At 66.1% G+C, this 13,077-nt stretch carries 15 protein-coding genes; 3 read left to right on the top strand and 12 right to left on the bottom strand.

Features of this window, described 5'->3' with window-relative positions; translation table 11 throughout:
- Nucleotides 1-52 precede the first annotated feature (52 nt).
- Nucleotides 53-955, top strand: coding sequence for a LysR family transcriptional regulator (locus F1640_RS00365; RefSeq protein WP_066114562.1), 903 nt, complete (start codon nucleotides 53-55; stop codon nucleotides 953-955).
- Here F1640_RS00365 and F1640_RS00360 read toward each other — a convergent pair.
- The 12 genes from F1640_RS00360 to F1640_RS00305 form a co-directional block, all read right to left on the bottom strand.
- Nucleotides 952-1,188, bottom strand: a complete 237-nt coding sequence (locus F1640_RS00360; protein ID WP_174076590.1) for a DUF2274 domain-containing protein — start codon at nucleotides 1,186-1,188, stop codon at nucleotides 952-954. The two genes, F1640_RS00365 and F1640_RS00360, sit on opposite strands and share 4 nt — an antisense overlap.
- Nucleotides 1,188-2,411 (bottom strand): TrbI/VirB10 family protein, encoded by a 1,224-nt coding sequence (locus F1640_RS00355; protein WP_066114567.1) that lies wholly within the window; start codon nucleotides 2,409-2,411, stop codon nucleotides 1,188-1,190. Before F1640_RS00355 ends, F1640_RS00360 begins: the two co-directional genes overlap by 1 nt.
- Nucleotides 2,408-3,457 (bottom strand): P-type conjugative transfer protein TrbG, encoded by a 1,050-nt coding sequence (trbG, locus tag F1640_RS00350; RefSeq protein ID WP_011191356.1) that lies wholly within the window; start codon nucleotides 3,455-3,457, stop codon nucleotides 2,408-2,410. Before trbG ends, F1640_RS00355 begins: the two co-directional genes overlap by 4 nt.
- The gene (gene trbF / locus F1640_RS00345; RefSeq protein ID WP_066114569.1) at nucleotides 3,454-4,137 is read right to left on the bottom strand and encodes a conjugal transfer protein TrbF; all 684 of its coding nucleotides are present in this window, start codon (nucleotides 4,135-4,137) and stop codon (nucleotides 3,454-3,456) included. Before trbF ends, trbG begins: the two co-directional genes overlap by 4 nt.
- Entirely contained in the window at nucleotides 4,137-5,501 is a 1,365-nt protein-coding gene (gene trbL / locus F1640_RS00340) for a P-type conjugative transfer protein TrbL (RefSeq protein ID WP_174076592.1), read from the bottom strand. Before trbL ends, trbF begins: the two co-directional genes overlap by 1 nt.
- A 4-nt stretch (nucleotides 5,502-5,505) precedes the next feature.
- Nucleotides 5,506-5,895, bottom strand: a complete 390-nt coding sequence (trbK-alt, locus tag F1640_RS00335; RefSeq protein ID WP_066115944.1) for a putative entry exclusion protein TrbK-alt — start codon at nucleotides 5,893-5,895, stop codon at nucleotides 5,506-5,508.
- Nucleotides 5,896-5,905: 10 nt separating this feature from the next.
- Entirely contained in the window at nucleotides 5,906-6,676 is a 771-nt protein-coding gene (gene trbJ, locus F1640_RS00330; RefSeq protein ID WP_066115942.1) for a P-type conjugative transfer protein TrbJ, read from the bottom strand.
- Nucleotides 6,673-9,129: a conjugal transfer protein TrbE gene (gene trbE / locus F1640_RS00325; protein WP_066115940.1), complete on the bottom strand. Its 2,457-nt coding sequence runs from the start codon at nucleotides 9,127-9,129 to the stop codon at nucleotides 6,673-6,675. Before trbE ends, trbJ begins: the two co-directional genes overlap by 4 nt.
- A 12-nt stretch (nucleotides 9,130-9,141) precedes the next feature.
- Complete coding sequence (locus F1640_RS00320; RefSeq protein ID WP_066115938.1) at nucleotides 9,142-9,423, bottom strand: VirB3 family type IV secretion system protein; 282 nt, start codon at nucleotides 9,421-9,423, stop codon at nucleotides 9,142-9,144.
- Nucleotides 9,423-9,755: a TrbC/VirB2 family protein gene (locus tag F1640_RS00315; protein ID WP_066115936.1), complete on the bottom strand. Its 333-nt coding sequence runs from the start codon at nucleotides 9,753-9,755 to the stop codon at nucleotides 9,423-9,425. Before F1640_RS00315 ends, F1640_RS00320 begins: the two co-directional genes overlap by 1 nt.
- Nucleotides 9,752-10,735: a P-type conjugative transfer ATPase TrbB gene (gene trbB / locus F1640_RS00310; RefSeq protein ID WP_066115934.1), complete on the bottom strand. Its 984-nt coding sequence runs from the start codon at nucleotides 10,733-10,735 to the stop codon at nucleotides 9,752-9,754. The genes F1640_RS00315 and trbB overlap by 4 nt, the downstream gene beginning before the upstream one ends.
- A gap of 278 nt (nucleotides 10,736-11,013) precedes the next feature.
- Nucleotides 11,014-11,604, bottom strand: coding sequence for a TetR/AcrR family transcriptional regulator (locus tag F1640_RS00305; protein ID WP_066115958.1), 591 nt, complete (start codon nucleotides 11,602-11,604; stop codon nucleotides 11,014-11,016).
- A 75-nt stretch (nucleotides 11,605-11,679) separates the two neighbouring features.
- Between F1640_RS00305 and bdcA the strand changes: the two genes are divergently transcribed.
- Both bdcA and F1640_RS00295 read left to right on the top strand, forming a co-directional pair.
- Complete coding sequence (gene bdcA, locus F1640_RS00300) at nucleotides 11,680-12,393, top strand: SDR family oxidoreductase (RefSeq protein WP_066115956.1); 714 nt, start codon at nucleotides 11,680-11,682, stop codon at nucleotides 12,391-12,393.
- Between the two features lie 6 nt (nucleotides 12,394-12,399).
- On the top strand, nucleotides 12,400-13,059 hold the full coding sequence (locus tag F1640_RS00295) for an NADPH-dependent F420 reductase (RefSeq protein ID WP_066115932.1): 660 nt from the start codon (nucleotides 12,400-12,402) through the stop codon (nucleotides 13,057-13,059).
- Nucleotides 13,060-13,077 lie beyond the last annotated feature (18 nt).

Here is a 13,077-nt window from a genome sequence, read left to right as displayed (position 1 = left end):
CCGGGCGCAGGCGGTTCGCCAATGAGATCGCCGGTATGATCGGACGGGTCTCATGCCCGATCTGACTCTTGATCTCCGATACCTGAAATACGCCGTTCAGGTCGCCGAGGCCGGCAGCTTCCGCCGAGCGGCGGAACGCCTATCGATATCGCAATCCACCGTCAGCCGACGTGTGCAGCTGTTTGAGCGCCAGCTTGGCTTTTCTCTCTTCAAGCGTACGCGAGCGGGGGCAGGGCTGACTCCAGAAGGTGAGCGCTTCCTTCAACAAGCGGTGGTGGGAGCGCGCTACCTTCGTAACGCCGCAACGGAGATCCGCTCCGCGCGAAAACTCAAAACCGGGCTAGTGAGGTTTGGAATGCTCGAAGCGTTTCCGGCGTGCCCGATCATCGACATTCTCGCGGGATTCAGAAATCGACATCCGACGATCGAGGTAAAGCTTGAGGAAGGCACTTCAGAAGAAAACTCTTTGGGGGTGAAGCGCGGGTTACTGGACGCAGCAATCAGCCTGAGTGCGAGCAAAAGCCCTCGGTTCCAAGTTCGACGTCTCTGCGAACCAGATCTGTTCGTGGCATTATCCCCGCTTCACGACTTGGCAGCACGACCACAGCTGTCGTGGGAGGACATTTGTGACGAAGTCTTCCTCGTTCGCTCGGATGGCGCTGGGCGTGAGCTCGCTGGCATACTCCGGCGCATGGTGGGCGCCGGAGACGGAGCGGTTCAACTCTCGATCCAACAAGTCAGCCGAGAAACCCTGCTGACGATGGTCGAACAGGGCTTCGGCTTGACCATCACCAGCGTGATCTACCGGCCGGATATTGCGTTGATCCCGCTCCCATCGGCGCGGGCGCCGACTGCCGCTATAATTTCCTCCAGAGACAACGACAATCCGACTTTGCCGCTGCTGCTGAAGTGTTTCAACACCCCCTCTAGCATTAGAGCGGGGACCACGGATTAATCGGCGCTCCCCGGCGTCAACGTTCGCCTGGCTTTGGCGAAGCCACGGTCTGTCGCGATGAACCGTTGTAACATCGGGACGATTAACCGAGCTGGGTCAACAGCGGACTGACCTTGCTCTCGGCCCAATAGGTGGGCGTAGTCAACAAGGTCCTGGTGGAGAGCTGCGGGTAGCTCGACCTGTACCTTAAGTGGCTTTTCGTCCGCGATGGGGCCTAGCTTCAGCTTCGCCATCAATATCCTCCATATGGCTCCAGCACCAAGTCTCGCGTCACGATAACGCGCACGGGAAATCCGGGCCGAATAGTGATCGTGGGCGCGACGTTGAGCTGACGCCTTACAATCTGCTGCCCTGCGTCGTTGATGGTGTCCTGCCCACCGTTCCGGATCGCCTGAACGAGCCGATCGTCGTTGTCGACCGCGAGTTCGGCGCCGACGCTCAGCAGTGTCGACAATCCCGCAGCCTTGGCCAGATCCCACCAATGGTAATCGACGCCATCCTGAAGCCCGGCGAACCCTTCAGCGTCAGCACCAGGCTGGCGCTCGAGAACGATCGATCGCCCGTTCGGGAAGACGAGCCGAGTCCAGACGAGCAGGACGCGGCTCTGGCCGAACTGCACGTTGTTGTCGTACTGCCCGACCACACGAGTGCCTTGCGGCACAAGCAAGATACGGCCGGTCGGGCTGTCGTAGATGTTTTCGGTGACCTGCGCGGTGATCTGGCCGGGTAGATCGGATCGGATGCCGGTGATCAGCGCCGCGGATATCACTGCGCCCGCCTGAAGGACGTTCGGCGATACTGGCGCAGCGACGCGATCGGGCGCAACCGTCCTGCGATCGGCCGCTGCGTTCAAAAACGCGTTCTGCCGGTCCTGCGCCGAGGGCGTGGCGGGCGGCGGAGCGAGGCCAAGGCCCGCCAAATCCGGCGCCGGCGCGAGCGCTTGGGCAGCTCCCGCAGCAGCGGGTGCGCCCCGGCTTTCCGATCCGGAGAAGAGACGGCTGGTGCGCGCGGTCTCGATTTCCTGAAGGCGGCGCTGCTCTTCCGGGCTGATGCCGGGATTGGGCGTGGCCGTCCCGGGTGTGGGCACCGGCTGTCCGCGATCCTGGGTACTGAGGATCGGCCGGCCGAGGTCACCGGGAAGAGGGGGACCGAGCTGCGGCACGCCACTGTAATCTCGCGGCAGGCCGGCCAGTCCGTCAGCGGTCGAGCGGTTCTCGGTCGAATAGAGTTCGTCGTTCGGCCGACCGGCGTCACGGGTCTGAAGCGCGTAGATCAGCGCACCTCCGAGCCCGACGCTGGCGACAAGACCGAGGCCGGCGAGAACCTTCCGCGATAACCGGGTGACGCGGGGCGGTTCGGCCCGCAGCCGCATCGGCGCAGGCCCGACCGGCTCGCCGGTCAGGGGCTGCGCATCGTCGTCCGGCACTTCCTCATTCCGGGGCGGGTTCTCGCTCACGAGGTCGGCCTCCCGTCTGTGCGGACGATCCTGACGCGCTTCTGCTCGCGGCCGGAGCCGAAGCGAAGTTCGGCAGCCGCGAACAGACGATCAACGATCATGTGGTGGCCGCGAACGCGATAGTTCACCAGCTCGGAGGTGTTGCCCTCGGGGCCGACGACGAAGAGTGGCGGCATCTCGCCCTGACCGATGCCGCGCGGAAACTCGATAAAGACCTGGCGTCCGTCGTCGAAGGCGCGCAGCGGCCGCCACGGCGCACGGTCGCCCTCGATCGCATAGCGGAAGTTGACGTTCGCGAGATCGACGCCGCTCGCCACCGGCTGGGCCGCTTGCGCCTCGGCGTTCTGACGGCGCAGCGCAATGAGCTGGTCTTGCGGATACTGCCATGAGACCGACGCCATATAGGTGCGCTCTGTCGAGCGCAGTTCCATGTGATAGGTGCGCATGTTGGTGTTGATGACGAGGTTGGTCATCAGGTCGGCGCGGGTGGGCTTTACTAGGATGTGGATCTGGCGCGTTGCCCCCGATCCGCTCTCGGTGTCGCCGATGATCCAGCGCACTGTGTCGCCGGCGGCCACCGGGCCTGCGCCGACAAGCTGCTCCCCGGGTTGGAGCGCGATGTCGGTGATCTGCCCGACGGCGGTATAGACTTGATAAAGCGCCCCTTGGGTCCACGGGTAGACCTGCATCGAGTTAATGAAGCCGTCGCGCACCGGCTGGACTCGTGCCGCCTCGTTTGCCTGGTTGACGCGAGCGGTCGGATTAGAAGGCTCCGGGGCACGCCGCGTCTCCTCCACACGCTGCAATTGGCCAGGCAGCGGCAGCGGCCGGGGCAGCTCGACCACGGTGACCGGCGCGGGTGGATCGACGGTCTGCACCGCCGGAGCCGCATTGTCGTAGGAAATCTCCGGCGGCGGATTGGTGGTCGCGCAGCCCGCGAGCGCGGTCGCCGCTAGCAGAACGACCGGGAATGCGGCTCTACGGAGAGCCGGGAGTACGTGTGTGTGTGAAGCCGGGTTTCCGGCTTTACGGAAATACGGCTTCATTGCCCAAGCTCCCGTGACCAGTTGATGGCGTTGACGTAGATGCCGAGCGGGTTCGCCCTGAGCCGGTCGGCGTTTCGGGGGATCTGCACGACGATCGTCAGGATCGCGGTCCAGCGCGTGGTCTCGGCGAGCTGGCCATTTTCGTATCGGCGCTCGACCCAGGCGACGCGGAAACTGTCCGGGGACGCGCGGATGACGCTGGAGACGTCGACAGCGACCTGCTGCCGGCCGACCCGTGTAAAGGGGTCGTTGGAGCGGGCGTAGTCATTGAGCGCCATGGCGCCGCGGTCAGTCGTGAAGTCGTAGGCGCGCAGCCAGTTCTGCCGGACGATGATCGCATCGGCCGGAATGCTCCGGACCTGCTCGATGAAGCGCGCTAGGTGGAAGGCAATCTGCGGATCGGTCGGACGATAGTCGGCCTCGGCGGGCGCGACGGCCTGCGCCTGACCGATGCGATCGACTTGGACCACCCAGGGTACGATCGTCCCGCGTGCTGACTGCACGACGAGCGCGGTGGCGAACCCGGCCGACAGGATCAGCGAGCCGAACGCCATGAGCCGCCAGTTCTTGGCCTGCACGCGCGAGGCGCCGATGCGCTCATCCCAGACCTGGGTGGCGCGTTGATAGGGCGTCGCCGGCTCGGGGGCCTTGCCATAATGGGTAGAGGGTCGTTTGAACATCAGCGATCGCCTTCGGAAAGATTGATGGAAGAGCCGCCGCCGTGGGCGTCGCCGGAGCGGACGGCATGGGCCGTGGCCTGGACGGCATGGGTCATGTGCTGGGATCGGCGCATCCGCTGCGCCCAGGCCGGCGGACCGCCGGCGTTCGCGGAACCGGCGGCAGCGGCGCCATCACCGGCCGCGTCACCGCCGATCGAGCCCATGGTGGAAGTGCCGCCTGTCGCCTCAAAGGCGGCCTTGCCGCCAGCGTTGAAGCTTGAGCGCATGCTTTCGGCGGCACGCGACGCAGTGCGGCGCAGGGGTGAGACGGCGGCGCTGCCGCCGGCACGGGCGACCCCGCTGAGACCGGAAGCGACGCCGGCCGCGCCGGACTGCCCGGCTGCGCCAAGGCTGTAAGCGGTGGACGCGCCGCCAGCGATCGCAGCACCGCCACGAGCGGCGGCGGCCGCACCACTGGCCAGCGCAGCGCCACCCGACGCGGCGGCGCCGACGGCGCCAGCGCCGAGCGCGACCATGCCGCCTGCGGCCAGGCCAGTGCCGACTGCTGCTCCGGCGCTGAGCTGGGGACCACCGGAGACGATGCCGCTTGCAATACCGGGACCGAAGATGCCGAGGCCGAGCAGCGACAGCGCGGCGAGCACGATCGCCATCGCTTCGTCGATTGTCGGGTTCTGGCCGCCGAAACCGGATGTGAATTCTGAGAAGAGCGTCGAGCCGATGCCGATGATGACGGCCAGCACCAGCACCTTGATGCCGGAGGAGATGACGTTGCCGAGCACGCGTTCGGCCATGAAGGCCGACTTGCCGAACAGGCCGAACGGGATCAGCACGAAGCCGGCGAGCGTCGTCAGCTTGAACTCGATGAGCGTGACGAAGAGCTGGATGGCGAGGATGAAAAAAGCGAGCAGCACCAGCGCCCAGGCCAGGAACATGCAGGCGATCTGGATGAAGTTCTCGAAGAACGACCAGTAGCCCATGAGGCTGGAGATGGAATCGAGCAGCGGCCGTCCGGCGTCGAGCCCGGTCTGAGCGACCTTGCCAGGGCGCAAGAGGTCGGCCGTGGTGAACCCGGTGCCGCTAGCCTTCAGGCCGAGGCCGGCGAAGCTCTCGAAAATGATCCGGGCGAGGTTGTTCCAATTACCGATGATGTAGGCGAACACGCCGACGAACAGCGTCTTCTTCACCAGGCGGGCCATGATGTCGTCGTCGGCGCCCCAGCTCCAGAACAGCGCCGCCAGCGTCACGTCGATGACGATCAGGGTGGTGGCGATGAAGGCGACTTCGCCGCTGAGTAGCCCGAATCCGCTGTCGATGTAGCGGGTGAAGACCTCAAGAAAATGGTCAATGACGCCGGTGCCGCCCATGATCTTATCTCGCCTCGTCGAGCTGCGGCGGCGCGATCGGTGCGGCGGGCTCGAAGGCCGGCTGATCGGTGCGGTCCGATTGGGGTATGAGAGTGTTTCGCGGCGCTGGCGGGATGTCCGGCAAGCGCTCGGTAGGTCGCGCGCCGGGCGCGAGGAAGCGGTTGCGGTTTTCGGCCCAGGCCCGCAGGCACGCCGGATCGCGCGGCCCCGCTTCGCCGAGCACCTGGCAGCGGATCAGTTCGTCGCGCAACGGATCGCCCTGCGCTTGGGTGGTCCGGTCGGACGGCCACGCCTCCCGCACTTCCTCTTTCCGGTTCATCTCGATCGCGGTCGCAGTGATCGCGACGGCCACGAACACGACAGCGCCGAGCCGTGCGAGCATCTTGCCGTCCATGGCCGCGCCCTCAGTTGCCGTTCGGGAACATGCGGGCGTTGCCGGGCTGATAGCCGGTGCCCGGCGTCAGGAACCGTCGGCGCTGTTCGCGACCCTGTTCGGCCGCGGCAGATCGCTCGGCCTCGGACAGGCTTTGCGCCCGGCCGTTGGCGGCAACGACGGCGGTGAGATCGGCAAGCTGCTGCGCTTGCAGCGCGAGAAGCTGGTTGCCGGCCTGCGTCGCCTGCAGCGCTCCCGTCGCGCCCTGGCTCTGGCCGACCAGTGACGACATCTCGGCGCGGTTGGTGTCGATGTTGCCGACCACGCCGGCTTGGACGCGCATGGCGTCCTGCAGGCCGCCGACCGTGTTCTGCCAGCGCTCCCGCGCCTGCGCCACGAGCGCCTGGTCGGAGGCGGACATGGAGGCGTTGCCGTAGGTCGACGTGAACGCCTGGTCGATGCGCTGGACGTCGTAGGCGATTCCTTGCGCCTGTTGCAGGAGCTGCTGGGTGCGCTGAACCGACTGCTGAAGCTGCTGGAGCGAGGAGTATGGCAGGCTGGCGAGGTTGCGGGCCTGGTTGATCAGCATCGTCGCTTCGTTCTGAAGCTGGGTGATCTGCTGATTGACCTGCTGGAGGGTGCGCGCCGCCGTCAGGACGTTCTGCGCATAGTTGGTCGGATCGTAGACGATCCATTGCGCAGCGGCGGGAGTGCTGAGGATCGGCGAAAGCGCGATCGGCGCGGCAAGCAGCGCTGCGGTGATACGCAGTGCAAGCGAGCGGGATTGAGTAGAACGGGTCATGGGCGTGTCTCCGGATCGGTTTGGGGGATGACATTGGTGAGGTCGGCGATGAGGTCCGCGGCCCAGGCAAGCCGGTTCTCGGCGAGCCACTCAGCGAGGAAGCCATCCGTGCCGCTGCGGGCGTGAACGTCCGCGATCAGCGCCTGGTGCTGCTTGGACGACGCGGCGCAGAGCGCGAGCGCCACGTCCGACAGCCCCAGCTCGAACAGCCGGTTGCCGCGCCGCGACTGGCAGTAATAGTCGCGCTTAGGCATCGCCCGCGCGAGGATCTCGATCTGGCGATCGTTGAGCCCGAAGCGGCGATAGATGGCGGTGATCTGCGGCTCGATCGCGCGTTCGTTCGGCAGCAGGATGCGAGTCTGACAGCTCTCGATGATGGCTGGCGCGATCGCTGAGCCGTCGATGTCGGAGAGCGACTGCGTCGCGAAGATGACGCTGGCGTTCTTCTTGCGCAGCGTCTTCAGCCACTCGCGGAGCTGACCGGCGAAACCCTCGTCGTCCAGCGCCAGCCAGCCTTCATCGACGATCAGCAGCGTGGGGCGACCGTCGAGGCGGTCCTCGATGCGGTGGAAGAGATAGGCGAGCACGGCGGCGGCGGCGCCCGTGCCGATCAACCCTTCTGTTTCGAAGACCTGGACATTCGCTTCGCCCAGATGCTCGGCCTCGGCGTCGAGCAACCGGCCATAGGGACCGCCGACGCAATAGGGCCGAAGCGCCTGCTTCAGGTCGTTGGATTGCAGCAGGACGGACAGGCCGGTGAGCGTCCGCTCGTTGATCGGCGCGGACGCCAGCGAGGAGAGCGCCGACCAGAGATGCTCCTTCACCTCGGGCGTGACCGGCACGCTCTCGCGCCCCAGGATCGCGATCAGCCAGTCGGAGGCCCAGGCGCGCTCGGCGACATCGTCGATGCGCCCGAGCGGCTGAAGCGACACGCTGTCGTCTGAGCCTTCGGTGAGGCCACCGCCAAGATCGTGCCAGTCTCCGCGCATGGCGAGCGCGGCGGCGCGGATCGATCCGCCAAAGTCGAAGGCGAAAACCTGCGACTGCGAATAGCGCCGGAACTGCAGCGCCATCAGCGCCAGCAGCACCGACTTGCCGGCGCCCGTTGGCCCGACGATCAGGGTGTGGCCGACATCGCCGACATGGATGGAAAGCCGGAACGGGGTCGAGCCTTCGGTTCTGCCGTAAAGCAGTGGGGGTGCATCGAAGTGCTCGTCCCGTTCCGGTCCCGCCCACACCGCCGACAGCGGGATCATGTGGGCGAGATTCAATGTGGAGATCGGCGGTTGCCGGACGTTGGCGTAGACATGGCCGGGTAGTGAGCCGAGCCAGGCGTCCACCGCGTTGATCGTCTCGGGAATGGCCGTGAAATCGCGGCCCTGGATGACCTTCTCGACCATGCGCAGCTTCTCGGCGGCGACGCGCGGATCATCGTCCCAGACGGTGATCGTCGCCGTGACATAGGCCTGGCCGGCGTAGTCCGCGCCCAGCTCCTGCAACGCCATGTCGGCATCGGCCGCCTTGTTAGCCGCATCGGTGTCGACCAGCGCGGAGGCCTCGTTGGTCATCACCTCCTTGAGGATGGCGGCGATCGACTTGCGCTTGGCGAACCATTGCCGCCGGATCTTGGTCAGCAGTTTGGTGGCGTCGGTCTTGTCGAGCAGCACGGCCCGCGTCGACCAGCGATAGGGAAATGCCAAGCGGTTCAGCTCGTCGAGAATGCCCGGCGTGGTCGCGGTCGGGAAGCCGACGATGGTGAGGATGCGGACATGCGCGTCGCCCAGGCGTGGCTCCAGCCCGCCGGTCAGCGGCTGATCGGCGAGCAGCGCGTCGAGATACATCGGCGTCTCGGGCACGCGGACGCGATGGCGCTTGGTCGAGACGGTCGAATGCAGATAGGTCAGGGTCTCGCCGTCATCGAGCCAAGCGCATTCCGGCATGAAGGCGTCGATGAGCTGAAGAATGCGATCGGTGCGGTCTGCGAAGCCGCGCAGGATCTCGTGCGCATCGACGCCGGCGTGATCGCGACCCTCGTAGAGCCAGGTCTCTGCGCGCGCCGCGTCTTCGGCGGGCGGCAAATAGAGGAAGGTGAGAAAGTAGCTCGACTCGAAATGCGCGCCGGCTTCCTCGAAGTCGGCTTTCCGCTCGGCGTCGACCAAGGCCGACGCGCTGTCGGCGAACATGCTGGCGGGATAGGTCGCAGCGCCATGGCGCTGCGCCTCGACAAAGATCGCCCAGCCAGAGCCCAGGCGACGGAAGGCGTTGTTGAGGCGTCCGGCGACCGCGACCAGTTCGGCCGGAACGGCACTGTCGAGGTCGGGTCCGCGAAATCTTGCGGTGCGCTGCAAGCTGCCGTCCTTGTTCAGGACGATGCCTTCGCCGACCAGAGCGACCCAGGGCAGGAAGTCGGCGAGACGGGTATTGCGGTTGCGATATTCGGCGAGGTTCATCATCGGCGTCGCTCCTCAAACCGACAGGTGGCCGGGGATGCGCAAATGCTTGCGCACGACATCGACGAACTGCGGATCGCGCTTGGCCGCCCAGACGGCCGCGAAATGCCCCACGGCCCAAAGGCCCAGGCCGACCAGCCAGAGGCGCAGACCGAGGCCGAGCGCGGCGGCGAGCGTGCCGTTGAGAATGGCGATAGAGCGCGGAGCGCCGCCGAGCAGGATGTGCTCGGTCAGCGCCCGATGGACCGGGACCGAGAAGCCCACCAGCTCGCCATGATGATCCGCGCCGTTGGCCATCAAACGAGCGCCCCGCCGCCGAACGAGAAGAAGGATAGGAAGAAGCTGGATGCGGCGAAGGCGATCGACAGGCCGAACACGATCTGGATGAGTTTGCGCGCGCCGCCCGAGGTGTCACCGAAGGCCAGCGTCAGGCCGGTGATGATGATGATCATCACCGCGATGATCTTGGCGACCGGCCCCTCGATGGATTCGAGAATCGATTGCAGCGGCGCCTCCCAGGGCATTGACGAGCCGGAGGCGTGGGCGGCCGGCGCAAGCACCAGCGAGACGAAGGTGACGGACACCGCCGTGGCGATGTGGCGGCGAATGCGCAGAGCGTGCTTGATCATGACGGGTCTCCTGTGAGGGCCTGGCTTGCGGGGGTGACGCGGTAGTCGCCGTCGGGGCCAAGGCCCTCGATGCGGGCGAGTTCGGTGAGGCGGCGCGACGCGCCACGGCCGGAGAGCACGGCGACGAGGTCGATCGTCTCGGCGATCAGGGCGCGTGGGACGGTGACGACGGCCTCCTGGATGAGCTGCTCCATGCGACGCAGCGCGCCGATGGCGGTGCCAGCGTGAATCGTTCCGACCCCGCCGGGGTGTCCGGTGCCCCAGGCCTTCAATAGATCGAGCGCCTCGGCCCCGCGCACCTCGCCGATCGGGATGCGATCGGGGCGCAGGCGAAGCGAGGAGCGGACAAGGTCGGAGAGCGAGGCGACGCCGTCTTTCGTCCGCATCGCGACCAGATTGGGCGCGGCGCATTGCAGCTCGCGCGTGTCCTCGATCAGGACGACGCGGTCCGAGGTCTTCGAGACTTCGGCCAGCAGAGCGTTGGTGAGGGTCGTCTTGCCGGTCGAGGTGCCGCCGGCGACGAGGATGTTGCGCCGGTCGGCGACGGCCTGGCGCAGCGTCTCGGCTTGACCTGGGGCCATGATCCCGGCGGCGACATAATCGTCGAGCGTGAACACAGCGACGGCGGGCTTGCGGATCGCGAAGGCCGGCGCGGACACCACCGGGGGCAACAGCCCCTCGAACCGCTCCCCCGTCTCGGGCAGCTCGGCCGAGACACGCGGGGCGCCAGGATGAACCTCGGCGCCGACATGATGGGCGACCAGACGGATGATCCGCTCGCCGTCCGAAGGCGACAGCACTTCACCCGTGTCTGAAAGCCCTTCGGAGAGCCGGTCGACCCAGAGCCGCCCATCGGGGTTGAGCATCACCTCGACGATCGTGGGGTCTTCCAGAAACCGGGCGATCGCCGGCCCGAGAGCCGTGCGCAGCATGCGTGCGCCGCGAAGGATCGCCTCCGATTTCTGGTGGGTGGCCGCCACGTCGTCCCCGTTCTCTTGCGGGTCCGCGAAGTGCGGCCCTGGATCGGGGATGAGTAGAAGAGGCAGAAATCAGGGCATGACAACAACCATCATGTGGTCGTCGTACTGTGGCGTACAAAGACAGGGAAACGGCGGAGCTACCGATTACTTGCGAAATGTTTGGGGAAAACCATATCGCGTCGCGCTATCGAATTGGCCGCTATGGACCACGATCAGCCGGCTGCGGCTCAGCAGGCCTGAACCAAAAGCGGCTATCGCTTCGCCGATCAGCGCAGCTCTCAGCCCGGAAAGGCCTGCGCGAGGGCCAGACCGGCGAGGCGGGCAGTGGCAAGGAGTTGGTCCAAGCCGTGCCCGTTGCGGGCCTTGGCGGAAAGTCCGGACATGGTCGTGCTGACGAAGTCAGTCACTCGCTCGGCGTCCTCTGGGTAGCGGGCAGCGATGTAGTGGCGGATCATGCCTTCCGCGGCGAGGTTGAAGGCGCGCGCCGCCTCGCGCGCCTCTCGATCGTTGCAGCGGGTGCCTTCCAGCACAAGGCAGCCGGCAGCCGCGGGATCGGCGGCGTAGCGGCGGGCTGCATCCTCCAGCACGGCTGCGAGACATGCGGCCACGGGACGGTCAGGCCGCAGCAGGTCGGCGAGAGGGATGGCGTCAGTGTCGGCATAGCGGTTGAGAATGCGGGTGTAGAGGCCGGCCTTGTTGCCAAAGGCAGCGTAGAAGCTGGGCGGGTTTATGCCCAGAACCTGGGTAACGTCCGTGATGCTGACGGCGTCATAGCCGCGAGCGTGGAAGAGGTGCTGGGCGGTGGCAACCGCCTCCTCGGGATCGAAGCGCCGGGGCCGGCCGCGCGGGCGAGAGGTATTTGTAGTCACTATTACAAAACTCCTTGACGTGACCATCAGACGCTTTATGTAGTGCATCTTACATTAAAGCTCAAGGAGAGCCCGATGGCCGCGTTTCAAGGAAAGTCCGTTCTGGTGCTCGGCGGTAGCCGAGGAATTGGGGCGGCGATCGTCCGGCGCTTCGCGACGGAGGGTGCGGTGGTGACCTTCACCTATGCCGGATCGCGTGAGGCGGCGGAGCGACTGGCGGCCGAGACGGACAGCACGGCGATCCTGACAGACAGCGCGGATCGGGATGCGGTGATCGCGCGGGTGCGGGACAGCGGACCGCTCGACGTGCTGGTGGTGAATTCTGGCATCCTCGTCTTCGGCGATGCGCTGGAACAGGACCCAGACGCAATCGATCGGCTATTTCGGATCAACGTCCACGCCCCTTATCACGCTTCGGTAGAAGCGGCGCGGCGGATGCCGGAGGGCGGGCGGATCATTGTAATAGGTTCCGTGAACGGCGATCGTATGCCCAACCCGGGCATGGCTTCCTATGCGCTGAGCAAGTCCGCCCTGCAGGGAATGGCGCGAGGGCTGGCGCGGGATTTCGGGCCACGCGGCATCACCATCAACATCGTGCAGCCTGGGCCGATCGATACGGATGCGAACCCGGCAGACGGCCCGATGAAAGACCTGATGCACAGCTTCATGGCCATCAAGCGGCACGGGCGGCCTGAGGAAGTGGCGGGGATGGTGGCTTGGCTGGCGGGGCCGGAGGCGGGCTTCGCGACCGGGGCAATGCACACGATCGACGGCGCGTTCGGCGCCTAGCCAGCTATGACGACCATCGGCATCATTGGCGCCGGCGAGGTTGGCAGCCACGTCGCCCGCGCCGCCATCGCAAGCGGCTACGAAGTCGTCATCGCCAATTCTCGAGGACCCGAAACGTTGGAGAGGCTCATCGAAGAGCTAGGCCCTTCAGCACGCGCGGCATCGGCCACCGGCGCTGCCGCGGCGGGCGAGTTCGTCGTGGTGGCCGTCCCGCTCAAGCTGGTCAACGACATGCCTGCGACTGAGCTTGCGGGGAAGGTCGTAATCGATACGAACAACTACATGGCCTGGCGCGACGGCCATTGCCCGATCGTCGAACGGGGCGAAAAGACGGAGCACGAACTGCGTCAGGAGCAGCTTCCCGCATCGAAGGTGGTCAAGGCCTTCACGCACATCCAGGCTCCCCGGATCATCGCTTGGGGGAAGCCAGCCAACTCCTCCGACCGTCTGGCGCTTTCGGCGTCGAGCGATTTTCCCGACGCGGTGGAGATCGTAAGGCGACTGTACGACCAATTCGGGTTCGACACTGTCGACAACAGCCCGCTCAGCGAGTCCTGGCGCACCCACCCGGGTCAACCCGCATGGAAGCAGGAACGCCAGACTCGGACGGAACTCATTGCCAACCTGGCCCGTGCACGCCGTATCATCCGGGCGCGAAATTCCTGAACGAGGGGCAGTTTTCGG

This window comes from Novosphingobium sp. NBM11 (genome assembly GCF_015390225.1).
GTDB lineage: Bacteria > Pseudomonadota > Alphaproteobacteria > Sphingomonadales > Sphingomonadaceae > Novosphingobium.
This window is presented reverse-complemented; position numbering and strand designations above follow the sequence as displayed.